The sequence below is a fragment of the Legionella sp. PATHC039 genome (assembly GCF_026191275.1).
Lineage (GTDB): Bacteria > Pseudomonadota > Gammaproteobacteria > Legionellales > Legionellaceae > Legionella > Legionella pneumophila.
Genome location: NZ_JAPHOP010000001.1, coordinates 1,271,495 through 1,295,761, shown reverse-complemented (window position 1 = coordinate 1,295,761; position 24,267 = coordinate 1,271,495). Strand labels below are relative to the sequence as shown.

Below are 24,267 nucleotides of genomic sequence, written 5' to 3'. Positions count from 1 at the left end.
TCTCTTATTTGCACTTACAGGTAATACCACCCATAACTTGAGAAATTGTGTAAAATATTTAGAGATTGCTGGGACGAATCACACATGTTTATCCAATGACCAAGTTGATTAGTTGCCTATGTGGGACAATAATTGCTTTTTTAATGGTGTGGTTTACCACAAAGTTGTGGGCATGCTCCTTAGCTGCAGCAATTAATTCCTCTTCAGTCGCATCGGTGCTTGCAGTAAATTGAGCTCTGAGCTTTCCATTAACCTGTACAACATAATCTACTTCATCAGTTTTTAGAGCGCTTTTATCCACCTTTGGCCACGGCGCATCAATTATTGCTTTATCAAAACCTAATTGCTGCCAAAGGCAATGACAAATATGCGGGGTAATTGGCGCGAGTAATCTCAGCAATATACTGATGCTTGAGTGTATAAAAAATTTATCATTTTCAGTTTCAATGGAGTAATCAGATATTTCATTAAATAATTTCATACAACCAGAAACAACCGTGTTAAATTGATTTCGGTCATAGTCATGGGTTGCCTGAGCAAGTATTTGATGCACAATATGACGGGATTTTTTTAATCGAGACTCCGCTTCCTTCCAGTCGACATGACCATTTCCACTCAAAATACTATCGTTAATGTCAATGAGCATGTCTCTATGCTGATGTGAAAACGCCCAAACTCGTTTCAAAAAGCGGTGTGCTCCTTCGACTCCAGAATCAGACCATTCCAGTGATTGCTCGGGAGGGGATGCAAACATGACGAATAAGCGAGCGGTATCAGCTCCGTAGGTATTGATAAGATGGTTTGGATCAACCACATTACCTAATGATTTTGACATTTTATGCCCGTCTTTTAAAACCATACCTTGAGTTAATAAAGCCTTAAAGGGTTCATCCGAATTAACTAATCCTTCATCGCGCATCAATTTATGAAAAAATCGAGCATATAGCAGGTGCATCACTGCATGTTCAATTCCACCGATGTATTGGTCTACTGGTGTCCAATATTTAGCTCGGTCATCAAGCATGGCATTTTCCTGACCTTTGCAAGCAAAGCGAGCATAGTACCATGAAGATTCGACAAAGGTATCAAATGTATCTGTTTCTCGAGTTGCATCTTGACCGCATTTTGGGCATGTTACATTAACAAACTCTTTGCATTGTGTAAGTGGAGAGCCGGTACCGGTAAAATCAACATTCTCTGGCAGAACAACAGGTAATTCTTCATCAGGGACTGGAACAATACCGCATTGTTCACAGATGATCATGGGGATAGGGGTTCCCCAGTATCTTTGTCTGGAAACGCCCCAATCTCTTAAACGATAATTAATGGTAGCTTTGCCAGCGTCATTTTCTTCCAGAAAGTTTGTGATGACTTGAATGGCTTTACTAGAGAGTAGATTATCAAACTGATTTGAGTTAATCAGAATTCCTTCTTCAGTATAAGCTGATTGATTAAAGTCATGCTCATTGTCTATAGGCTTGATTACCTGTTTGATAGGTAATTGGTATTTTTGCGCAAACTCCCAATCGCGCTGATCATGTGCAGGAACCGCCATGACTGCACCAGAACCATATTGCATTAAAACAAAATTAGCAACCCATATGGGTAGCTCCTTACCCGTTATAGGGTGGATTGCAGTCATTCCAGTGTCAATCCCTCGTTTTTCCATAGTTGCCAGTTCTGCTTCAGCTATCTTAATTCCTTGACAACTATCGAGGAATTCTTGAACCTTTTTATTCTTGGAAGCCGCTTCTTTTGCTAATGGATGATCTGTTGCCACAGCAAGATAGGTTGCACCCATCAATGTATCTGGGCGAGTAGTGTAAATTTTCAATCGTTTGGAATAATTATTTACATTGAAGTAAATTTCTGTGCCTATGGATTTACCAATCCAATTGCGCTGCATTTGTTTTACTTGTGCAGGCCATTCATCCAGGCTATCTAAAGAACTTAAAAGCTCATCAGCATAAGAGGTAATTTTAATAAACCACTGAGAAATTTCCTTGCGCTCAACCAAAGCACCCGAACGCCAGCCACGACCGTCAACTACCTGTTCATTAGCTAATACTGTTTGATCAACAGGATCCCAATTAACAACAGCGTTTTTCTTGTAAACTAAGCCCTTTTCAAATAAACGAATAAAAAACCATTGCTCCCAGCGATAATATTCAGGATCACAGGTAGTAATTTCTCTTTTCCAGTCATAAGCATTTCCCAAGCGTAAAAACTGCTCTTTCATGGCAGCAATATTTTTCCTGGTCCATTCTGCAGGAGGAATTTTATTCTTGATGGCTGCATTTTCAGCAGGTAGGCCAAAAGCATCCCATCCTATAGGTTGCAGGACATTTTTTCCCAATGCCCGCTGATATCGGGCTATGACATCACCGAGAGTATAGTTTCTCACATGCCCCATATGCAATGTGCCACTGGGATAGGGAAACATGGATAAGCAATAAAACTTTTCTTTGTTTAAATCTTCAGTAACATTAAATGATTGCTTCTTATGCCAATATTGTTGTGCTTGTTCTTCAACTTCTTGGGGGTTATAGGTATTATCCATAGGCCAATAAATTTAATAACACGGAACTGCTAAGGATAACCCCTCTTGCCTTTGCCAGCAATAGATTATTTTTCTGTAAATCGTTTAATATTAAAAAATAAAACAAAAAGAACAAATATAAAACAAAAAACAAAGGCAGGATAGTCACTCCAAATTATCCAGGGAGTGATGCCATTTGCAGGAAAAATATCTGTTTGGAGCATACCTGAATTAAAAGCTGGTAGACCTTCGACAATAGTTCCTTGGTGGTTAATTACTGAGGAGAGTCCATCATTATTCACCAGGATTTGGTATCGTCCTGTCAGCAAAGAAAGCATTTGAGCCATTTGTAATTGCTGGTAGCTTGCCAGGGAATGGCCAAACCAGCCATTATCACTGATAGAGACTATCCATTGAGCTGCAGGCATTTGTGATCTCAAGATATTTGGGTAAGCAATTTCATAGCAAATTAGGCTGGCAATGGGATGATTAGCGATGTTAATTAATGGCTGATTCGATCTGCCGGGAACAACATTAGGTTCTGGAAGATTTAACCAACGATTGATGGGGATAAAGGGTTTTGGTATATATTCTCCAAATGGTACCAATTGGCGTTTCACATAGGCTCCAGTAGCTTCTCCCAAGCTAATGATGGAATTGTAAAAATTGGTTTCATCATTATCTGTAGGTTGCAAGATTCCCAAAATTAAACTGCTTTTTGCTTTTAATGCTTTTTCATGCAGTTTCTGTAGGTAATCTTCAACATAACTTGCTGGCAGGGGTATCGCTGATTCAGGTAAAACAATTAAATTTTTTCCTAACAGTTGATCTGTTTTGTTTTCATAGTATTTTAATAAATTCCAAAAGAGAGTTTCGTCCCACTTGTCTCTCATTGAGAGATTAGGCTGGATTGCACCAACAGAAATAGGTTCTTTCTTGATTTCTGTCCAATGGATATTTTTCCCCAGGGATGGTGCAATAAGAATCAAGATAAAAACGCTAAGGTAGTAATATCGTTTAATCGTATTGTCTTTAATTATCAGAACCAGTAGGGTACCCAAAAAAGAGCATATTAATCCAAGCCCATAAACACCAACTACTGGTGCAATATATCTCAATGGTGTATCGATTTGGGTAATACCTGTTAATAGCCAGGGGAATCCAGTAAAAAGCTTGGAACGGATGAGCTCACCTATACACCAAAGAGTGCTAAACAAAAGCATGCATGTTAATAAATTACACTTGGGTGAAAGGAGTTTAAAGGAATAACCGACTATTCCAGGAAACAGAGAAAGATACATGATAAACAATAAGGTGATAACGCCAGCAAGAAAGTAATCAAGTTGTCCATAGTCGTGGATGCTGATAATCACCCATGATACTCCAAAGCCAAAGTATCCTAACCCGTATAGGAAACCAAGAGTAAATCCCTGCTTAACCGTGCATTGAAGAAATTCAGAAAATAAAATGGCCAGACTCAAAATAGTTAATCCTGGCAGATGGAAAGGTGCAAATCCCAAAGGGGCTAATAAACCTGCTAAAAATACAACAACGAACTTCGAATATTGGTTTAGTGTTGGTGTGTTTATTATTGTCGAATGTATCAAAGCGGCCTGCTTCATGTCACAACTAGACTGATTAAAGTGGTCAAGATAAATGAGTAAGACTAATTGGTCAAGTGATATCAAGAATTGCTGTATTGATCATGTTTTGGATCTATCTAATCTCTGATAATTTGTGTAGGATTATCAAGTTTTACAAAGGAGAAGGATTGTATGTACAACGTAATGATTACTGGTGCTGGGAAAATAGGCAGTCTAATTGCTTGTCTACTCGCCGATAGTGGGTCTTATCAGGTTCATTTGGCCGATCTGGAATTTAATGGCTCTGATGTGACAAGATTATTAACTGCGCTGCCTGAGATTAAAACGGTTGCATTGGATGTTAAAGATGAACAATCCACTCAAGCCTATTTGCAAAAGCACAATATTATCGCAGTGATTTCGAGTCTTCCCTATTTTTTAAATACTCATGTTGCCAAGGCCGCCAAAGCTGCCAAAGCCCATTATTTTGATTTAACGGAAGATACCTCTGTAACGGAGGCAGTAAAAGCTATTGCTCAAAATGCCGAGACAGCTTTTGTTCCTCAATGTGGATTAGCTCCTGGCTTTATCAGTATTGCGGCCAATAGTTTGATGCAGGAATTTGAGAAATGTCATCATGCCAGACTAAGAGTTGGGGCATTGCCACAGCGTGCTAATAATGCGCTTCATTATTCATTAACCTGGTCTACTGATGGGGTTATTAATGAATATGGTAATCCTTGTTATGGTATTGAAGGTGGTAAAGATGTGGTTATGGCTCCACTGGAAGGATTGGAGTCAATTCAGATTGATGGTTGTGAATATGAAGCGTTCAACACGTCCGGTGGTTTGGGAAGTTTGGCTGAACTTTATGCTGGAAAAATACAATCGATGAATTACAAAACCATGCGTTATCCAGGCCATTGTAAAAAAATGCGCTTTTTAATGAATGACTTACGATTAAATGAAGATCGAGGGACGTTAAAAAGAATACTGGAAAATGCAATTCCAAAAACATACCAGGATATCGTGATAGTTTATGTTACTGTTGAGGGTATTAAGCAGGGCGAACTAACTGAAAAAAGTTATGTCAAGAAAATTTACCCAGAAGTAATTCGAGGTTTAGAGTGGTCAGCTATTCAGGTCAGTACAGCTTCGGGCGTATGTGCTGTTGTTGATTTGGTATTGGGACAGGGAAATGAATATAAAGGGCTTATTTTGCAAGAAAAGTTTAAATTGTCCCACGTGTTGGAAAATCGCTTCGGCAAATATTATGCCTAGGAGAATCTTATGGATTTATTGCAACGTCTAAATATTAAATCAGTAAACCCCGGAGCTTTTAGTGGACATGGTTGGCATAGTGACAACCATGTCCATACTCTGGAATCCTTCAATCCCAGTACTGGGAATAAGCTTGCTGAAATAGCAACTTGCACTATGGATGATTATGAGCAGGTTATGCAGCGAGCGGAGCAAGCAGCGCAAGCCTGGCGAAAAGTGCCAGCTCCAAAGCGTGGTGAAATCATCAGGCAAATAGGGCAAGCACTAAGAGAAAATAAAGATAGCTTGGGAAGTCTGGTATCGCTGGAAATGGGTAAATCCAAACAGGAAGGTGATGGCGAAGTTCAGGAAATGATTGATATCGCTGATTTTGCTGTAGGGCAATCGCGTATGTTGTATGGTAATTCCATGCACTCAGAACGCCCAAATCACCGAATGTATGAGCAATGGCATCCGTACGGAATAGTTGGGGTGATTTCAGCATTTAACTTTCCTGTTGCTGTATGGTCATGGAATGCATTTTTATCTGCTATTTGTGGCAACGTTACTATATGGAAGCCATCGGCAAAAACACCTCTCTGTGCAGTGGCAGTACAACATATTTGCAATCAGGTATTGAAAGAAAATAATTGTCCTGAAATATTTGGCTTGATCATTCCCAATTCTCACGATGTGGTTGAAGCCATGGTTGATGATAAACGAATACAGTTAATATCCTTTACAGGCTCTACTGCAGTTGGAAAGCAAGTAGCAGCAAAAGTCGCTGCCAGACTGGGTAAAAGCATTCTGGAGTTGGGAGGTAATAACGGCATCATCCTCGATGAGTCTGCTGATTTGAACTTGGCTATTCCTGCCATAGTATTCGGTGCTGTGGGTACTGCTGGCCAACGTTGTACTACTACGAGACGCCTGTTTGTTCATGAATCAAAATACCAGGATGTTATCAAAAGGCTAAGACATGCTTATGAACAGATAACTATTGGTGACCCACTCGATACACGAAATTTAATGGGTCCTTTGATTGACCAGCAAGCTGTTGAACAGTTTAAAAAAGCAATAAATAGAATCAAAGCGGCAGGAGGTCAAATTGTTTATGGTGGAGAAATATTAAAACAAGCTGGCTCCTTTGTGCAGCCTACTTTAGTTTGTGATGTAAAAAACGATTGGGATATTGTGCAGGAAGAGACTTTTGCTCCTATTCTATATGTTATGTCCTATCGGACACTGGATGAGGCTATTGCTTTACATAATGGTGTTCCTCAAGGGCTTTCTTCAGCCTTATTCACCCAAAACTTAAAAAATGCAGAGCTCTTTCTCAGCGCTTGTGGAAGTGATTGTGGTATTGCCAATATTAATATTGGCACTTCAGGGGCTGAAATTGGAGGTGCTTTCGGAGGCGAAAAAGAAACTGGTGGCGGACGTGAATCAGGTTCAGATAGCTGGAAAGCTTATATGAGGAGACAAACCAATACAATTAATTGGGGAGATGAATTGCCTTTGGCTCAGGGTATTCGTTTTAATTTAAGTTAAGATGTAGAAAGGAGCAAGATCAACAGATTATTGCTCCTTTTAGCCAATGGTAAGTGCCTGTTACCAGTAAATCTCACTCATAGAGGCATCAATCGATTATTAACAAGAGGATAATAACAATGCAGGAGCCTTTTTTCATTAAAAAAGTTGCGGTTTTAGGGGCTGGCGTCATGGGTGCTCAAATTGCAGCACACTGCGTTAATGCCGGAATAGAGACTTTACTGTTTGATTTAGCTGGCAAAGAAGGACCTAAAAACAGCTTGGTCGATAAAGCTATTGCCAATTTAGGTAAACTAAAACCAACTCCTCTTGCAACTCCCCAAACCAATGAGTTATTACAAGCAAAAAATTATGCGGAAAATTTGGAAGAGTTATCTTCTTGTGATTTAGTCATAGAGGCGATAGCGGAACGTATAGATTGGAAAGAGGACTTATACAAGCGAATTTCGCCTTATTTATCTGATAAAACAATTTTAGTTAGTAATACATCAGGGCTAAGTATCAATAAGCTATGTGAGGTATTACCTGCGCAGCATAGATCCAATTTTTGTGGAGTCCATTTTTTTAATCCACCGCGTTACATGCATTTGGCAGAACTAATTCCTGCCAATAGTACATCATCTAATTTGCTCGATTATTTGGAAACATGGTTAACCGAGTATTTGGGCAAAGGAGTTGTAAGAGCGAAAGACACTCCCAATTTTATCGCAAATCGAATAGGAGTCTTTTCACTCTTAACTACCTTGCATCATACTTTAGCCATGAATATGGGAATTGATGAAGTGGATGCCTTGACTGGTCCATTATTAGGAAGACCGAAATCTGCAACTTTCCGTACCATGGATGTGGTTGGTTTGGATACTATGCAACACGTTATTAATACCATGCAGTCTCAATTAAATGCTGATCCATGGCATAAAATGTTTATTCTGCCAGACTGGTTGAATGGTTTAATTAAGGAAGGTCATTTAGGGCAAAAATCTGGCCAAGGAATTTACCGAAAAGCAGGTAAAGTAATAGAAGTTTATGATATTCAAACCGGTCAATATAGATCCTCTCGAGCAGAAGTGAGTGATGAACTGAAAGCGATAATGGATATTAAAGATCCTGAAGTTCGAATGAAGAATTTAATGACATCAAATAATAAGCAAGCTCAATTTTTGGCGGCTTACTTTAGAGATTTATTCCATTACTGTGCGTACCATTTGGAAGAAATTGCTGATAATGCAAGAGATGTTGATCTGGCCATTCGCTGGGGATTTGGATGGTCGCAAGGACCATTTGAAACCTGGCAGCTTTCTGATTTACACAGTGTGACTCGACAAATCGATGAATCTATACAGGATAATACGGCATTATCAAGCGCAAAACTACCTGAATGGTTATATGAAATAAAGGAATTTTACACACGAGAAGGCGCTTATTCGCCTGGTAAAAATAATTACCACGCCAGAAGTCAGTTACCTGTTTACCATAAACAATTCTTCCATGACAGGGTATTAAAGGAGTCACATCATCCTGTTCATGTTATTTATGAAAATGAGGGTGTTTGTTTATGGCACTTAAAAGATGATGTGGCTGTGATTAGTTTTAAAAGCAAAGCCAATACAATTGGTCAATCAGTTCTCGATGGCATAGAGACTGCTTTGGATATTGCAGAAAGGGATTACCAGGGATTAATTATTTATCAACAAGATGCATCCAATTTTAGTTCAGGAGCTGATCTACGTGGCGTCTCCAAATTATTAACAGATGGAACAATACAAGCTCTTGAACATATGGTAGAGCAATTTCAACGGGTAGCAATGCGCTTAAAATATAGTTCAATTCCAACTGTAGCTGCTTTAAGAGGTCGAGCATTAGGAGGTGGTTGTGAATTAATGATGCATTGTGATTCTATTGTTGCTGCTTTTGAAGCTTATCCCGGTTTAGTTGAGGCTGGTGTAGGAGTTATACCTGCTGGTGGTGGTTGCAAAGAGCTCGCTATGCGTTCAGCACATCATGCCCAACAAGCTGATTTATTAACTTTTATATTGCCAGTTTTTCAGCAAATAGCAACTGCAAAAGTAGCTGCAAGTGCGGTGGAAGCCAGAAATATGGGATATCTGCGCGCGGCTGATTCTATTCTAATGCATGCTGATGAGGTTTTATATGCTTCTTTAGAAAAAATCAAAGCCATGCGAGCTGCTAATTATCTTCCTCCTATGAAAAAACAACGATTTAAAGTGGCAGGTATAGAGGGGCATGCCCGATTACAATCCGGTTTAGTGAATTGGTTGGAAGGTGGATTTATATCACAGCATGATTATTTTCTGGCGAATGAATTGGCGAAAGTGTTGTGTGGTGGGGGTGTCAATCATGGAACCTTGGTTGATGAACAATGGATGCTAAAGTTGGAAAGAGAAGCATTCATAAAACTAGCAAATACATCATTAACCCAAGCCAGAATCAGTCATCTGTTAGAGACTGGTAAACCACTGCGCAACTAAGCAAGGAGAATTAGGATGACTGACGTATATGTAGTTGACGTATTACGTACACCAGTAGGTAAAGCACCAAGAGGTGTTTTTAAAAACACATTACCTGATGATTTATTGGCTCATACTATTAAATGTTTAATACATAGACATCAAAACATTGATTGGCAAGAGATCGCTGACGTAGTAATAGGTTGTGCAATGCCAGAAGCGGAACAAGGTATGAATGTAGCAAGAATCGCTTCTTTATTGGCTGATCTTCCACAGTCTGTTCCAGCAATGACTATTAATCGTTTTTGCTCATCAGGCATACAAAGTATAGTTACTGCAGCAGATACAATCCGTAATCAGGAGGCTCATTTAGCACTAGGTGGCGGTGTCGAAAGCATGTCCATGGTACCTATGGGTGGAAATAAATACACGGCGAATCCATCCATTTTTAATGATGAGCACGTTGCTATAGCTTATGGCATGGGGATTACAGCAGAAAACGTTGCCAAGCGTTGGGAAATTACTCGAGAACAACAGGATGAATTCGCCATAGAAAGCCATAAAAAAGCAATTGCTGCGCAGGAAAGACTCGATTTCAACGCTGAAATAAGTCCTATCGAAATATCTATAAGATACCCTGATCTGAAAACTTCAAAGGTCGAAATAAAGAAAAAATTGATAAATAAGGACGAAGGCCCTAGAGCAGACACATCTTACGAAGCGATTTCTAAATTAAAACCAGTATTTGCTTTAAACGGGACAGTGACTGCAGGAAATAGTTCTCAGACGAGTGACGGAGCAGGAGTGGCATTACTAGCCAGTGAGAAGGCTTTAAAACAGTATGATTTAAAACCTTTAGGCCGTTTAATGAGCTATGCCGTTGCGGGAGTACCGCCTGAAATCATGGGAATCGGACCAGTAAAGGCAATTCCTATGGCGCTAAAGCGCGCTGGAATTACTTTAGATCAATTGGATTGGATTGAATTGAATGAAGCTTTTGCTGCCCAAGCTTTGGCGGTTATTAAAGACCTTGACCTACCCAGAGAGAAAGTTAACCCCCTAGGTGGGGCTATTGCTTTGGGACATCCTTTAGGAGCAACGGGCACCATAAGAACAGCTACATTACTACATGGATTGAGAAGAACAAAAGGGCGCTACGGTATGGTAACCATGTGTATTGGAACCGGAATGGGGGCTGCTGCGATATTTGAAGCGCTATAAATATATCATTTTAATTCAATCTATAATGTTAGCATAAGACGTTCTTGGCACCAGGCAAAGCTTGGCGCCAAGAACTGATTAGTATCACCAGATTTGAACTACTACACATAATTCAATTTTTTAATAGTCTTCCTATCCCATTTTCTTCTTTTATAGTTCCTTGTTCCGTCAACCAACCTAGATTCTGCATAACTTTCAATGTGCGATACCCTGTTTTTTTTAGTTGAATAGTTTTGCGTATTATGTCAGAAATAGTGTTTGTTTGATGACTGGGGCATTATTAGTTTTTTTATAGTTTTAAGAAAATCTCCATCTTATATATTTCATTGCCATAAAATATGTTTAACTTTAATCGATGGAATATAGTATTTATTAAGATTAAGATATTTTGTTTTCGATTATGTGTCTGGCTTGTTTTATATCTTAAATTGATCGATTACTTGCTTTGTTGTTTGTTTATTCTACGCTTAAATTAAAAGGAAATAAAATGGAGCAAGTATGCGCGGTTTTTTGTTAGCTGTATTACTGGCGATTAATACTGTTGTTTGGGCTGATGAGTTAGTTGGTTTTGCAGCATTTGAAAATGGCGACTACACCACAGCCTACCCACATTTAATGCAGGCTGCCAAAGAAGGTAATGAGGAAGCCATGTATTTATTGGGACGCATGTATCAATACGGATATGGTGTGACAACTAACTACGAAGAAGCCAGAAATTGGTATCAAAAGGCAGCTGATAAAAATAATGCATTGGCTCAATTAAGTTTGGGATTTATGTACGATACAGGTAAGGGGGTATCTCAGGATTTTGCTGAGGCCTTCAAATGGTATATGAAGGCAGCAGAGCAAGGAAATCCTATAGCACAAAGAAATATCGGATTAATGTATGCCACAGGAGATGGTGTAGCTGCCAGTGATGACAAAGCATTCACCTGGTTTAAAAAGGCAGCAGAACAAGGCTATAGCAAGGCACAAGTGAATTTGGGCTATCAGTACATGATGGGTAAAGGAACTCCAAAAGATGTAAAAAAAGCATTTGAATGGTATCAAAAAGCGGCAGAGCAAGGGGATGAAAAGGGCGAATACAGTCTAGGTCTATTGTATACAGGCCAAGAAGGTGGGATTAGTGCGGATGATAAAGCTGCTTTTTACTGGTTTTCACAAGCAGCTAATCATGGACATGTCAACGCACAAACCTATTTGGCTTATTACTATCTTAAAGGGTATGGTGTAGATGCTGATCCTGTGAAAGCAGCTTATTGGTATCAATCTGCAGCAGAAAAGGGGCAACCTGAAGCACAAGCACAATTAGGACAATTGTTATTGACTGGTACAGGTGTTGATAAAGATTACCAACAGGCAGCTTACTGGTTTGGAAAGTCAGCACATCAGGGAAATCCTGTTGGACAAGCCAAGTTGGGGTATATGTATTTAGCAGGATTAGGAGTCAACAAGAGCTTGGTTAAAGCTTACGCCTGGTTAAAAATTGCTGCTGGAAATAAAAATGAGGAAGCAGCAAAACAACTTAAATCTTTGGAAGACAAGTTGACCGAGCCTGAAAAATTGGAAGCAGAGAAAATGATCAAGGATTTGGGCCCATTAGAAAGCAAAGAGAATTATGAGGACTAAAGTTAAAAACTGAATCCAGAAGATTATAGTTGTAACTTTATAATTTCTTGTATGTTTAAAATACTAGTTTAAATGAGATAGTTTAATTAATGAATAGTCTGTAGTATTTTCTTTATAGTAATAAAAGAAACAACAACCTTATGTCTTATTAATAAATTTTGAATGGTGGATTTTAGTTTTTTGCATTAATTTCGCAAATTTGTCAGCTTTAACAGGTAAGCCATACAGGAAACCTTGCACTTCATCACAGCCATGCTGATGCATAAAAAATGCTTTATCAATCGTGTCAACTCCTTCTGCCAATACTTTGAGTTCTAAGCTATGGGCCATGGCAATAATTGCTTCAACTATGGAGGCATCATTTGGGTTATTAGTACAGTTTTGAATAAATGAACGATCAATTTTAAGTTTATTGAAGGGGAAAGCCTTTAAATAACTTAAATTTGAGTAACCAGTACCAAAATCATCGATTGCCATTTTAATACCTAGCTGGGAAATTTTTATTAATGTCGAATCAATGGGCGTTGATTTTTGTATCATAGTGCTTTCAGTAAATTCAATTTCCAAATACTGAGGATCTAATCTGGATTCTTTTAATACAGATTCTGCAATCTCGATAAAATTGCTATTTTTTAACTGTCTCCATGAGACATTAACGGAAATACTAATATGCGGTAACCCCATAAGCTGCCAGGTTTTATTTTGAATACAGGCATTTCTTAACACCCACTCGCCAACTTGGTTAATCAACCCGGTTTCCTCAGCAATAGGAATAAATTCATCCGGAGAGAGGAGTCCTATTGCAGGATGCCCCCAACGTATCAGGGCTTCGGCACCTATTAATTCACCGCTACGCAAATTATAAATGGGTTGGTAAAGAATAAAAAATTCATTATTTTTAATTGCATTGTGTATCTGTGTTTGTGTCTCAAGGCGTTTGAGTGATTGTTGATTGATCGAATTATTATAAAATTGGAAATTATTGCGCCCTTCCTTTTTAGCCAGGTACATTGCGGTATCGGAATTTTTGAGTAAGGCGCATGCATCAATGCCATCTTTAGGGAAAAGGCTAATTCCTATACTTGTCGTCACTATGACTTCCTGGGTAGGCAATTTGATAGGTTGCGCTATAGCCTTTAAAATGTTTTGCGCTACTAAAATAACATCTTTAGGTTCAGTGGTCATCAATAACAAAACAAACTCATCACCGCCAAATCGAGCAACTGTATCGCTATGACGTATGCATCCTTTAAGACGCCTGGAAAATTCATACAATAATATATCACCGGCATCATGGCCCAGGCTGTCATTAATTAACTTAAAATTATCAATATCCAGAAATAATACCGATAATGAGGTGTTTAATCGTTTACAGTAATTAATCGCGTGATCCAGTCTATCGTATAAAGCTGTACGATTGGGTAAACCAGTTAGAGAATCATGATTGGCTTGATAGGCCAATCTAGTTCTTAAGGTGACATCTCTAAAACTCCAAACACGCCCTACAATTTTATTGTCTAGCCAATGTGGTTGTGAGTATCTCTCAAAGATTTTACCGTCTTTGAAATGCAATTCATCAAAGCTTTCCTGCTTTGGATTATTATATAGTTCTTTAATTTGTTTTAAAAATTCTTCTGGATTTTTAAGCTGATTCAATACATATTGAATTGTTTCTGTATCATTATGACTGTCAATAAACCCTGGAGAAATTCCCCAGATCTTGAGAAATTGCTGATTGCAGAATTCAATATTACCTTTGAGATCAACAACTAAAATACCATCCGCTGTTGACTCTAAAGTTGATTTGGTTAAAGCCAGGATTTTTTCCAATTCTTTGGTTCTGTCTGCTACTTTTTTTTCTAGAATATCTTTAGTTGAATTCAAGTTAGAGATTTTAAAGCGCATTTCTAAGGTATTAATCAAAATCCTGTTTGAGTAATATGAAATAAACAACATAATCCCCATATAAATAATACCACAAAACCCCAACAATAAATAAACTTGTCCTTTTGAAAATAACCATATAGTGAAAGGAACAAAAGCAGTGACCAGAAATAAAAAATAGGATAATCGCACAGTTGAATAGAGTGAGTTGGCTGCTGCTGTAACTCCTGTAATAAGAAAAACTACAATGATTTGATGCAATGTACTTGAGGGTGGAATCATAATTGAACTGGCAAATCCCCATGCCAAGCCAGAACTTACAACACCCAAGTTAAAAAGGAACAACCATTTTTCGGTTGAAAATAATGTTGGTTGTTTATTGTAATAGAAGAGCAGCATGCTCTTATAAAGATCTGAAAAAACATAAGTAAAAATCATCCAAATAATAAGCAGCTCATGATTTGTAACAGACCATAATGCAATAGGTAGCATAGTTACTGCTAGAGCTTCACTTGATATAGCCATACCAACTTGATCAAAAAGCAGTTTGACCTGCTCTTTCTCAATTTCTGATTTCAACTCAGTGGAAGCAGTATGGTTTTTCTTGTTTCTGTTTTTAATAATATTAATCATAGCAAGTAGTTAGTAAAATGGTATGTTAAAAAGCAAAACGAGCATAAATGTTGGCTGTTTTCCTCGTAAACAGTTAGAAAATAAAACTAAGTGCATCGTGAAATCCAAATGAATTTGATGATATTTGTTAGTATAGTAAATGATCAGTTTATATTAAAATATATCGATTGGTGGAGAATGAAACCTCAGCAAGAAAGACATTTTCCAGAAAATAAAAGTACCCATTCCTGGTAAAAATAAAAATCGGATGGCAACCCATTAAATAAAAGTTGGATTCTGGCGTATTCATATTGTTTGGAACATTTGAGCTCAAGTCAAAAATTATTAATACTCTCTCTAATGACGCTCGTTAATAACTTACCCTTTCTGTCACGACTGCGTTTTAACAAAGAATACACAACTAAACTAAATTCATCATTCTTTGCATAGGCAACGCTGAGATAATATTGACTTTCAATGGTTATTTGGTCACTGGGAATATTGAATTTTTTTAATAACTCGTTGATCTCTTTCAGATCAGTGATACCATTTTCCCCCCGAGCATTTATTAATTCATTTGCCTGGGTGTCACTTAATCCATCTCCTAATGACATCAATATTTGCTTTGGGGCAGTATTAATGTTAATGCTCGTTGATTCAGGCAGGGCTGTGATAAAAGGCTCAAGGGCAATATAAGCGGGTGCGCTTACATCTTTTATCAATCGAAATTCAGATTTACTTTTTATAAGTTGATGGCTGGGATAGTAAGGAGGTTTCTGAGAGAGATAATAAGAGGTATAAATATCTTCTCCTCGGCCAAGATCATAAGCAAGCAACCAATGCTTTACTCCCAAGGCTATATTAGCACGTTCTTGGCCGGTTGCCTTTGAGTAGGCGTGACTTATCAGGTGCATTAAAGTGGGAATGGATTTTTTCTCAATCAGGTTATTGAGGTTGAATCGCGCTTGTAAATCAAAAATTCCACCACTTAATTGTACTTGATTGTATATGGATTCCATATTTTTAGGGTATTGGGCTACCATCCCTAACTGGTTGGTTTTTGTAAAGCGGTTGTTTTTATCAAGTAATTCATTTAGAGCCCAGAAAGTAACCGCCTGAGAAGCAAGATATAGTTTATCCTGAGCAATCACTAGTCTTGTTCTGTAAATGTCCTGTTGTAATCGTGTGCTCATGGCAGTGGCAACTATTGCAACCAATGTCATAATAAATAGAGCAGTTAAAAGAGCACTTCCTTGCATTTTAGAACTGGCAATGGATTTTGGAGGTGGACTACCCATAAACATAGAGTGCTCCGGGTATGATAAAAAGCATGTTCATATCTCCCCAGTCCTTTAAAGTGAGATTCATTTGGATTGCTTTGGGAAGAGGTTCTCTGTGCTGATTTTGATTGACCGCCTGTTCTCGCCACTCGGAGAGAAGCTGTAAATTTTGATTTAAATAGTTGAAATGGCATTGAGACAAATTATCCAGAAGCACTTTGTCTTTATAGATATTTCTGTCTATAGGATCTAAAGTATTCCATGTGCGGCGCAGTAATTTGCTATCCTGGCAAACAAGTGCGACTCTTTCCAAGGTACTGCGTTTTTCAACATTATTGGGGTTTACCACCCCATCCCTGGTTAGTTCAAGGTATTGAGGTTGACCAACAAATATTGGAAACAGGCGCATTTCATTACCTCTTATAGCACGTTCCACTGTTTGGGAAGTATCTTGCTGAATGATACTTATTGCCAGCTGAAGTGCATTTAAGCGTTCGGCCTGCGCGTTAACACGGGTTCGAGTATTGAATGCGTAGTATAAGGTTGAGGAGGTAATAGTTGCTAATATAGCAAAAACAGTAAGAGCAATTAATATCTCAATCAGTGTAAATCCTTTATTTTTAATCATTGCAAGTACCTGAATGCAATGAGTTCTTCTCGAAAGGGACCTGCTTGCTTGGAGCTGACTGAAATGGTTATCTGTTGCATTCGTTTTATAGGGGTCTGGCTAATTTTAGCTCTCCAGTACCACTTTTGACCCAGCATTGTTGTTGCTTGCGTTGATTCTTGGCTTTGAGAAGTGCGCAGCAGATTTAATTGGATCATTGCTACCCCTTGCATTGCTACCCAATGACTAATTGTTTTTTCTTTAATTCTATGCGTGTTATCTGTATTTTGAGCAGTTGCTTTTAAAAGCGCTGTTAAAGCAATTGCAATGACAGTAAGAGCCAATAAGACTTCTATCAAAGTAAATCCGGAGATTGATTTAGTATTCGGCATCATTGAGATTTTGCCATGGTAAAATCCAAATCACCATTATGGCTGCCTGTAAGTTTGGCTATCGATTTTTCCTTATCTGTACCAAATTCTATAGTAAAAGGGGTCATGTCACCAGATGGCGCTATAATGATTGCAGGGTTCCCTCGGGTATGTTTTTGATTTGTTTTAAGGCTAATCACAACGTTTTTGGGAAAATAGTAGAGTTTAAAAATTCCTTTGTTCGATATGGGATTCCATCCAGCCTGGTCCTGAAACTTCAGAATTTGGTAACTGCTATTATCTATTTTTAAGCCAAGTGTGCTGCTTTCTAAAATGGCTTGTTGTTGAGCCAGGCTTAGGGTATTTGCCAATTGTTCAGCTGAAAATTGTATACGTCTGCTTTCCCCGAAGTCACCAAAAGCGATTAAGGCAAACCCTAAGGTTATACCTATAATCACTATGACAATAAGAATTTCTATCAGGGTAAAACCCTTATGAGTGGTCATCCCAGTTACCAATCTCCGCATTAATCCCTGTTCCACCAGGTTGTCCTGCTGCCCCATAAGTAAAGACATCAACGTCAGTATGTTGTCCTGGGTTTAAATAAAGATATTCTCTGCCCCATGGATCTTTTGGCAATGATTTCAGATATTGTTTCCAATTTGTTGGAACAGGATTGCTTGTTGGTTTTTCTACCAAAGCCATTAAACCTTGATCAGTTGTAGGGTATGAACCATTATCAAGCTTGAATAAATCAAGTGCATTTTGAATGGCTAAAACATCTTGTTTCGCTTTGACTTTACGGGCTTCATCCGGACGTCCCATGATCTTGGGGACAACTATAGATGCCAATATGCCTAAAATCACGACAACAACCATAATTTCGATCAAAGAAAAGCCTTTTTGTCGATTCATTTGTGTACCTCTTGAAACTAAATGTTAAATTATAACACAAATATTGATGCCTATGAATAGGCTTAAATTTTAAAAGGAGGCGGATAGCCCTTTCTATGCTTAATCAGGCAACTAATTGTTCCATTGAAAAAATAGGTAATAAAGTCGCCAGCACGATAAATAAAACAACTGCACCCATTAATAGAATAACCATAGGTTCTAATAAAGTTAAGGATGTTTCAATCAGTCGGTTTACTTCATTATCTAAATGAGACGCTGAGCGTTCCATCATGTCTGAAAGTTGGCCGCTTTTCTCACCACTGGCTATCAGATGGATAGCCATGGGGCTAATGAATTTTGTTTCTTTGAGGGCCTCACTGATTCCACTTCCTTCTCGGACTCGTAGAGTAGCTAAATCAAAAGCCTGTCTCATTACGATATTGGTTACCAAACTTGAGGAAACACGCATGGTTTCAAGTACACTGACTCCCGCTGCAAATAGAATTCCAAACGTGTGAATATATCGCGCGACATTAATTGTTTTAACCAAATAAGACACGATAGGTAGTTTAAGCATGAATTGATGCCATGCTGTTTTAATTTTTATATTACTGAGGCTCTTTTTAAATCCAATTAGAGCTACAATTATTGTCACTAGACTATACAAACCATAAGATTTAATAAATTGGCTCAAGTTAATGAGTAATTGCGTCATTGGTGGTAGTGTTTGGCCACTTTCGGTAAACACATCAATAATTTTTGGGACAACAAAAGTAAGTAAAAAACTGATAATGGCAGTAGAAACAATGATCATGAGCAATGGGTAAATCAAGGCTTGCTGCACTTTCTGTCGAGTTTGTTGTTGTTTTTCAGTATAATCAGCTAGTTTTTCTAAAACAACATCAAGACGCCCTGTCTGCTCGCCTGAGCCTACTGTTGCCCGGTATAGTTCTGGAAAGGCATTGGGATATTGAGCCATTGCCTGAGCAAGACCATACCCTTCCAATACTTTAGAGCGAACTCCGATAATAAGCTCTCTGACTTTGTCTTTTTCTGATTGTTCGCTGACTCCGCGCAATGATTCTTCAACAGGAATACCGGCAGCCAGAAGTGTTGCCAGCTGTCTAGTGAGTAATGCCAAATCAGCCGCAGAAACTTTACTTTTGCTGCTGGCAGCACGTTGCTGGGTTAATGTTTGAACCTGAGTAGGAATTAGTCCTTGTTCTCGCAATAATTGACGTGCGTGACGTTCAGAATCGGCTTCTATTACACCTTTGCTAATGCTGCCATTCACTTTTAGCGCTTGATATTGGTAGGCGCCCATATTATTTTTGTTAAAATTAAAACTATAGAGTGTAATCTATTGGGATTAATAAGTCACTTAAGGTAAACTATATGCGGACTATCCTGGAGACAAAAGATGACAAAAAATGTAGTGCTTGATGCAATCAAAGAACATGACGCCAAATTTGTGGATTTAAGATTTACAGATATCCGTGGAAAAGAGCAACACATTACCATCCCTGTTTCAGCAGTTGATGATGATTTTCTTGAGAATGGAAAAATGATCGATGGCTCATCTTTTAAAGGTTGGCAGAAAATTCATCAATCAGATTTGGCTTTAGTGCCAGATTTAACTTCAATTAAGTCGGATCCATTTTTTCAGGACAACACTTTGTTTATACGATGTAATGTAGTTGATCCACAGACTATGATGGGTTATGACAGATGTCCACGTTCAATCGCACAACGCGCAGAAAATTATTTACAATCTACAGGTATTGCAGATGGTGTAAATTTTGGCCCTGAGCCTGAGTTTTTTCTCTTCGACAATGTGCAATGGGAAACTACTATCAGCGGCTCATTTTATAAAATAGATTCAGACGAGGCACATTGGAACTCCGGTAAGGAAATGGAAGGCGGAAATATTGGCCATAGACCTCCGTTGAAAGGCGGTTATTTCCCTGTTCCTCCAGTCGATTCATCTCATGATATTCGTTCAGCAATTTGTATCACATTGGAATCTTTAGGAATGGTTGTGGAAGCACATCATCATGAAGTAGCTACAGCTAACCAGTGTGAAGTAGCTACCCGTTTTAATACACTGACCAAAAAGGCAGATGAACTACAAATTCTGAAATACGTGATACATAATGTTGCCCATAACTATGGGAAAACCGCTACTTTTATGCCAAAACCTTTGGTAGGAGATAATGGAAGCGGGATGCACTGTCATCAATCGCTTTATAAAGATGGGTATAATCTGTTTTCCGGTGATCAATATTCGGGGCTTTCTGAAACAGCTTTATATTACATAGGCGGGATAATCAAGCATGCCAGGGCTTTGAACGCTTTTACCAATCCGTCGACCAATAGCTATAAGAGATTAGTTCCCGGTTTTGAAGCGCCTGTATTGCTGGCTTACTCAGCAAGAAATCGTTCTGCCGCTATCCGTATCCCACACGTTAGCAATCCAAAAGCACGACGTATAGAAGTACGTTTCCCTGATCCAACAGCTAACCCGTATCTTGCTTTCTCTGCAATGATGATGGCAGGTCTAGATGGCATTCAGAAGAAAATCTATCCTGGGCAGCCAATGGATAAAGATCTTTATGATTTACCGCCTGAAGAGCTTGTTGATGTACCCACTGTTTGCTCTTCATTAGAGATGGCTATGGACCATTTGCGGGCAGATCATGAGTTTTTGTTACAGGGAGATGTGTTCAGCAGAGACTTTATTAATAATTATATTCAAATGAAAGAAGAGGAAATTACTAAAATCCGGAGCTTGACTCATCCTTATGAATTTGAGTTATATTATAGTCTCTAAGGGTCTATATTCATGAATAAACTGCCACTATTCGTCTTTTTGATGATGGTAATTTGCCTTTCCAGCGCGCAAATTTACAAATGGACGGATAGTCAGGGTGTTGTTCATTTTAGCGACAAACCTCATCAGGGTGCTGAGAAAATAAAAATTCCTGAAGCTCAAACCTATACACCACCTGCAAATGAAACAGGTGGTTCCTCTGAGCAAGAACAAAAGAGTGTCAAAGAGGAAGATCAGGAAAAATATGCCAAATTAGAAATTATTCAACCGCAAAATGAAGCAACAATTCGTAATGATCAAGGTTATGTTGTTGTTGCAGTCAGAATAGAACCTGATTTGTCTCCGGGGGATAATTTGCAGCTTATTTTTGATGGGGCGCCTTTAGGAGAGCCACAGCCCAATTTGATTTTTCAATTGAATGGTATCTATCGAGGATCTCATACAATTGCTGTTCAGATTCTTAATGATAAAGGGGATGTGCTTAAGGTCAGTGACAGTATTACAATTTTCATGCACAATCCTCGCGTCGGTATGGGCAAGGGCAGAAAGAAAAATATCAATTCTAATAAATAGAGCAGGTTATGTATGTTAACTTTGTTATCGCCAGCTAAGAAACTATTATCCATATCAAAACATTACTCTAAAGAAACCAGTAATCCTTTATTGCTCGATAAAGCGCTACAATTGGTTAAAATAATGAAGTTAAAATCTGTGGAACAAATTGCGGATTTAATGGATTTATCAAGACAACTCGCTGAATTAAACTATGAGAGATATCAAAATTTTGATCTTAAAAATAACCCAATGAATCACTCTTATCCCGCTTTGTTTTTATTTCAAGGAGATGTGTACCAAGGATTGAATGCTAATTCATGGAAAGATGAAGAGATCGAATACGCTCAATCCCATTTAGGAATTTTGTCAGGGCTATATGGGTTTTTACGGCCTTTAGATAGGATTCAACCTTACAGATTAGAGATGGGAGTTAATTTGGAAAATCCAGCAGGTAAGAATCTCTATGCATTTTGGAGCAAAATTGTTACTAATATTTTAAACCAAATACTGGCAGAGCAGAGTAATCCTGTACTTATTAACTTGGCTTCAACTGAGTATTTTAAAGTAGTGGATGAGAAAAAATTGAGTTATCCTATTGTGACTATCAATTTTTATGAACAGAAAAATAGCGAATTAAAAATGATAGGTATCCTTGCTAAAAAAGCAAGAGGAATGATGGCAAAGTATATAATGCAGAATAGAATAGACTCCATAGAACAAATTAAAGAGTTTTCTGAGTCGGGTTATTTATTTAATAAAGAAATTTCCAGTCCAAATAGTTTGAATTTTATTCGAATCCATTAAATTATTTAAAAGGTATTTGATGTGGAATTTGTCCAGTCGGGTGCATGCCCTTAATCATTTTCCCAAGCAAGGTATAGAGTGCTATGTTAAGAGAGATGATGAATTAGGTTGCGGCATAAGTGGTACAAAGATAAGGAAATACAGCAGTTTAATCCCGTTTCTAAAAATCAAGGGAATTCGCCATCTCATTATTATTGCGGGTGCTCAATCTAATAATTTATTGGCTGCTCTGCAGGTGGCCAGAGAATGTCAATTGAAAGTGACAGCCTTTCTAGTAAAGCCCAAACATTTAAAAATCCAGGGTAATTTTAAATTAAGCATTCTTTTTCTTCATGAGAATGAAATTATCTGGATAAATCGAGAAGAATGGTATCGAGTCAATGAATTGGCTGAGCAGTATCTTGAGGGGCTCAGAGAAACTGGTTATATTTTATCTGAAGGTGCCAGTGTTAAGGAGTCCATGAAGGGGGCAATGTCTCTAGCGAATGATATCAAGGAAAATGAAAAGATTTTGGGATTTGCTTTTGATCATATCTTTGTTGATGCAGGTACAGGTTTTTCAGCAATCGCGCTAATTAAAGGTTTTCATGAATTACAGCATAAAGGATTTATTCATGTGTTATTGTTAGCAGATAGTGAGGAGATTTTTAAGAAAAAACTTATGCATTGGGCAGGAGTAAACCCTGATAATTACACTTGTTTTTACCCAACCACTGCGAAATCGTTTGGATCTGTAAATCAAACAATTAAACAAGAAATTAAACGATTGGCTTATGAAGAAGGCATTTTGGCTGATCCGATTTACTCTGCAAAATTATTTTATGAGGCCAGAAGGTACATAGAAAAATACGAATTAAAAGGGAAGGTATTGATTGTACATTCTGGTGGTATATTAACCATTTCTGGCTTTGCTTTTTGAATAGGCTTGCTTCTTGGCAAAGACGTAATTTCTAAACTTCGATATGGTTTAGTATCAAGCCCGATCTTTTCATGCCTTCTAAGCAACAGGAGGCTTTAAAAAGAAGAAGGGAACAATACCCTGGTTGCGAAATTAGATTAATTTATTCCAGTTCATTGCTAAATGTAGAAGCAAACCGCCAGATGAAGGCATTTGCCAGGAAACAAAATATTTCATTAATTGATATTGATAGTGTTAAAACCGATTCACCATTATATCCATTACTAAAATCTGAACTTGCACACCTTGGAAAAGGAGGAAATCCTGCTGCTGCTTCCGATCTGTGTCGCTGGATCCCTGAGTTATTCAATGAAGGGTTTTATGTGGATATTGATCTCCCTGTTGATAGTTCAAAAATAGTAGAAGGACATCAAATTACAGGAGGAGTTCCAATCATGCTCAATATGGGCTCCATTATCAGTGAACCCATAGCTCCACATTATAGAAGGCAAGAAGCTGTTTGTATGAATACGGACATTATTGCTTATTCCAATGATAAAAGAACTCAAAAAATGATGGATACGGTCGCCCGCCATTTGAAAAATATATACGATGATCCATATACAGCATTAAAAGACACACCTCTTGCGCAAACGGCTTTTTTTAATAAGTGCCAAGAGGAAAAGAAAAGTATATTTGATTTAAGAAAAGGATTACAAGATGCATTTCGCTCCGATTCATTATTGCAATTATACGACTTTTTAGGGGCAGACAAATTTAAGGAAGTATTTAAATTAAAGGAAGCTCAAAGCAAATACATTAATGAGCATATAAGTGAATTTAGCGAGAAGGATCTGTTGTTAAATTTAATTTCTGATAAACCTTCCGAGATTAATCAGCATACACTTGATTTTGTCAAGGCTAAAGCAATGTACATAGATATTGCCAAAGAGCACTATTCAGCATTCTACAAACCATTAGTTGAGGAGATTTCAGGGCCAGGTGCCATTTATAATGCTTTAGGAGGAGCGGGCAGCTTCACTACCACTCATAGGCGTTCAACAGGACCTATGTTGCCAACAACCCCACCACGTGTTTTACAGGTATTTTGTGATGCGCATGACAAGGGTCCTTTTGTTTCAGATAATATTGCGCGTTGGCAAACCAATGTCCGAGATCTGGGCGTGTTGAATCGAGAGGGTTTGAGTTGGTTGCCTTCAGTAGGGTAGCTTAATTTCAGCACACAAACTTTGAATATTGTCTCAAGCATTAGCAATATGA

General features: G+C 38.2%; 20 protein-coding genes. 11 read left to right on the top strand and 9 right to left on the bottom strand.

From position 1 onward, the window contains the following. Window positions 1-88 precede the first annotated feature (88 nt). Entirely contained in the window at window positions 89-2,560 is a 2,472-nt protein-coding gene (gene leuS, locus OQI99_RS05845; protein ID WP_061513489.1) for a leucine--tRNA ligase, read from the bottom strand. 65 nt (window positions 2,561-2,625) lie between these two features. Beyond that, window positions 2,626-4,020 (bottom strand): apolipoprotein N-acyltransferase, encoded by a 1,395-nt coding sequence (gene lnt / locus OQI99_RS05840; protein ID WP_265731488.1) that lies wholly within the window; start codon window positions 4,018-4,020, stop codon window positions 2,626-2,628. Between lnt and OQI99_RS05835 the strand changes: the two genes are divergently transcribed. From OQI99_RS05835 to OQI99_RS05810, 6 genes are all read left to right on the top strand, one after another. Beyond that, window positions 4,007-4,177 (top strand): hypothetical protein, encoded by a 171-nt coding sequence (locus OQI99_RS05835; protein WP_265731487.1) that lies wholly within the window; start codon window positions 4,007-4,009, stop codon window positions 4,175-4,177. The two genes, lnt and OQI99_RS05835, sit on opposite strands and share 14 nt — an antisense overlap. Window positions 4,178-4,314: 137 nt before the next feature. Then, window positions 4,315-5,403 carry a saccharopine dehydrogenase family protein gene (locus tag OQI99_RS05830; RefSeq protein WP_011213649.1) on the top strand — a complete coding sequence of 363 codons (1,089 nt, stop codon included), beginning with the start codon at window positions 4,315-4,317 and terminating at the stop codon, window positions 5,401-5,403. Window positions 5,404-5,412: 9 nt separating this feature from the next. Then, on the top strand, window positions 5,413-6,933 hold the full coding sequence (locus tag OQI99_RS05825; protein WP_265731486.1) for an aldehyde dehydrogenase family protein: 1,521 nt from the start codon (window positions 5,413-5,415) through the stop codon (window positions 6,931-6,933). A 119-nt stretch (window positions 6,934-7,052) separates the two neighbouring features. Then, window positions 7,053-9,422 (top strand): 3-hydroxyacyl-CoA dehydrogenase/enoyl-CoA hydratase family protein, encoded by a 2,370-nt coding sequence (locus OQI99_RS05820; protein ID WP_265731485.1) that lies wholly within the window; start codon window positions 7,053-7,055, stop codon window positions 9,420-9,422. Window positions 9,423-9,437: 15 nt separating this feature from the next. Further along, the gene (locus tag OQI99_RS05815) at window positions 9,438-10,622 is read left to right on the top strand and encodes an acetyl-CoA C-acyltransferase (protein WP_027268131.1); all 1,185 of its coding nucleotides are present in this window, start codon (window positions 9,438-9,440) and stop codon (window positions 10,620-10,622) included. 498 nt (window positions 10,623-11,120) lie between these two features. After that, window positions 11,121-12,251, top strand: a complete 1,131-nt coding sequence (locus tag OQI99_RS05810) for a tetratricopeptide repeat protein (RefSeq protein WP_061513493.1) — start codon at window positions 11,121-11,123, stop codon at window positions 12,249-12,251. Between the two features lie 138 nt (window positions 12,252-12,389). Here the strand turns inward: OQI99_RS05810 and OQI99_RS05805 are convergent, their stop codons facing one another. The 7 genes from OQI99_RS05805 to lspF form a co-directional block, all read right to left on the bottom strand. Further along, window positions 12,390-14,768 carry a bifunctional diguanylate cyclase/phosphodiesterase gene (locus OQI99_RS05805; protein WP_265731484.1) on the bottom strand — a complete coding sequence of 793 codons (2,379 nt, stop codon included), beginning with the start codon at window positions 14,766-14,768 and terminating at the stop codon, window positions 12,390-12,392. A 314-nt stretch (window positions 14,769-15,082) separates the two neighbouring features. Beyond that, window positions 15,083-16,051: a GspK family T2SS minor pseudopilin variant LspK gene (gene lspK, locus OQI99_RS05800; protein WP_265731483.1), complete on the bottom strand. Its 969-nt coding sequence runs from the start codon at window positions 16,049-16,051 to the stop codon at window positions 15,083-15,085. After that, the gene (lspJ, locus tag OQI99_RS05795) at window positions 16,038-16,655 is read right to left on the bottom strand and encodes a GspJ family T2SS minor pseudopilin variant LspJ (protein ID WP_265731482.1); all 618 of its coding nucleotides are present in this window, start codon (window positions 16,653-16,655) and stop codon (window positions 16,038-16,040) included. Before lspJ ends, lspK begins: the two co-directional genes overlap by 14 nt. After that, the gene (gene lspI, locus OQI99_RS05790; protein WP_265731481.1) at window positions 16,652-17,029 is read right to left on the bottom strand and encodes a GspI family T2SS minor pseudopilin variant LspI; all 378 of its coding nucleotides are present in this window, start codon (window positions 17,027-17,029) and stop codon (window positions 16,652-16,654) included. The genes lspJ and lspI overlap by 4 nt, the downstream gene beginning before the upstream one ends. Continuing rightward, window positions 17,026-17,511, bottom strand: coding sequence for a GspH family T2SS minor pseudopilin variant LspH (gene lspH, locus OQI99_RS05785; RefSeq protein WP_195911915.1), 486 nt, complete (start codon window positions 17,509-17,511; stop codon window positions 17,026-17,028). Before lspH ends, lspI begins: the two co-directional genes overlap by 4 nt. Further along, complete coding sequence (lspG, locus tag OQI99_RS05780) at window positions 17,498-17,920, bottom strand: GspG family T2SS major pseudopilin variant LspG (protein WP_061513498.1); 423 nt, start codon at window positions 17,918-17,920, stop codon at window positions 17,498-17,500. Before lspG ends, lspH begins: the two co-directional genes overlap by 14 nt. Before the next feature lie 103 nt (window positions 17,921-18,023). Next, window positions 18,024-19,223, bottom strand: a complete 1,200-nt coding sequence (lspF, locus tag OQI99_RS05775; protein ID WP_265731480.1) for a GspF family T2SS innner membrane protein variant LspF — start codon at window positions 19,221-19,223, stop codon at window positions 18,024-18,026. Between the two features lie 96 nt (window positions 19,224-19,319). On the opposite strand from lspF, the gene glnA reads away from it, so the two are divergent. From glnA to OQI99_RS05750, 5 genes are read left to right on the top strand one after another with little or no spacing between them, the layout of a single operon-like run. After that, window positions 19,320-20,729 carry a type I glutamate--ammonia ligase gene (glnA, locus tag OQI99_RS05770; protein ID WP_265731479.1) on the top strand — a complete coding sequence of 470 codons (1,410 nt, stop codon included), beginning with the start codon at window positions 19,320-19,322 and terminating at the stop codon, window positions 20,727-20,729. 12 nt (window positions 20,730-20,741) lie between these two features. After that, a complete protein-coding gene (locus OQI99_RS05765) occupies window positions 20,742-21,302 on the top strand; it encodes a DUF4124 domain-containing protein (protein ID WP_265731478.1) in 561 nt (186 codons plus the stop codon). Between the two features lie 12 nt (window positions 21,303-21,314). Next, window positions 21,315-22,088: a peroxide stress protein YaaA gene (gene yaaA, locus OQI99_RS05760; protein WP_011946392.1), complete on the top strand. Its 774-nt coding sequence runs from the start codon at window positions 21,315-21,317 to the stop codon at window positions 22,086-22,088. A gap of 19 nt (window positions 22,089-22,107) precedes the next feature. Next, window positions 22,108-23,007, top strand: a complete 900-nt coding sequence (locus OQI99_RS05755) for a pyridoxal-phosphate dependent enzyme (RefSeq protein WP_265731477.1) — start codon at window positions 22,108-22,110, stop codon at window positions 23,005-23,007. Window positions 23,008-23,048: 41 nt separating this feature from the next. Continuing rightward, entirely contained in the window at window positions 23,049-24,215 is a 1,167-nt protein-coding gene (locus OQI99_RS05750; protein ID WP_265732353.1) for a glycosyltransferase family 88 protein, read from the top strand. The last annotated feature ends 52 nt before the right edge of the window (window positions 24,216-24,267 follow it).

Bases quoted from the DNA above. Each gene is read 5' to 3' on its own strand.
- leuS (WP_061513489.1), bottom strand. From the start codon at position 2,560: ATGGATAATACCTATAACCCCCAAGAAGTTGAAGAACAAGCACAACAA.
- OQI99_RS05835 (WP_265731487.1), top strand. From the start codon at position 4,007: ATGGCCAGACTCAAAATAGTTAATCCTGGCAGATGGAAAGGTGCAAAT.
- OQI99_RS05830 (WP_011213649.1), top strand. From the start codon at position 4,315: ATGTACAACGTAATGATTACTGGTGCTGGGAAAATAGGCAGTCTAATT.
- OQI99_RS05825 (WP_265731486.1), top strand. From the start codon at position 5,413: ATGGATTTATTGCAACGTCTAAATATTAAATCAGTAAACCCCGGAGCT.
- OQI99_RS05820 (WP_265731485.1), top strand. From the start codon at position 7,053: ATGCAGGAGCCTTTTTTCATTAAAAAAGTTGCGGTTTTAGGGGCTGGC.
- OQI99_RS05815 (WP_027268131.1), top strand. From the start codon at position 9,438: ATGACTGACGTATATGTAGTTGACGTATTACGTACACCAGTAGGTAAA.
- OQI99_RS05810 (WP_061513493.1), top strand. From the start codon at position 11,121: ATGCGCGGTTTTTTGTTAGCTGTATTACTGGCGATTAATACTGTTGTT.
- OQI99_RS05805 (WP_265731484.1), bottom strand. From the start codon at position 14,768: ATGATTAATATTATTAAAAACAGAAACAAGAAAAACCATACTGCTTCC.
- lspK (WP_265731483.1), bottom strand. From the start codon at position 16,051: ATGTTTATGGGTAGTCCACCTCCAAAATCCATTGCCAGTTCTAAAATG.
- lspJ (WP_265731482.1), bottom strand. From the start codon at position 16,655: ATGATTAAAAATAAAGGATTTACACTGATTGAGATATTAATTGCTCTT.
- lspI (WP_265731481.1), bottom strand. From the start codon at position 17,029: ATGATGCCGAATACTAAATCAATCTCCGGATTTACTTTGATAGAAGTC.
- lspH (WP_195911915.1), bottom strand. From the start codon at position 17,511: ATGACCACTCATAAGGGTTTTACCCTGATAGAAATTCTTATTGTCATA.
- lspG (WP_061513498.1), bottom strand. From the start codon at position 17,920: ATGAATCGACAAAAAGGCTTTTCTTTGATCGAAATTATGGTTGTTGTC.
- lspF (WP_265731480.1), bottom strand. From the start codon at position 19,223: ATGGGCGCCTACCAATATCAAGCGCTAAAAGTGAATGGCAGCATTAGC.
- glnA (WP_265731479.1), top strand. From the start codon at position 19,320: ATGACAAAAAATGTAGTGCTTGATGCAATCAAAGAACATGACGCCAAA.
- OQI99_RS05765 (WP_265731478.1), top strand. From the start codon at position 20,742: ATGAATAAACTGCCACTATTCGTCTTTTTGATGATGGTAATTTGCCTT.
- yaaA (WP_011946392.1), top strand. From the start codon at position 21,315: ATGTTAACTTTGTTATCGCCAGCTAAGAAACTATTATCCATATCAAAA.
- OQI99_RS05755 (WP_265731477.1), top strand. From the start codon at position 22,108: ATGTGGAATTTGTCCAGTCGGGTGCATGCCCTTAATCATTTTCCCAAG.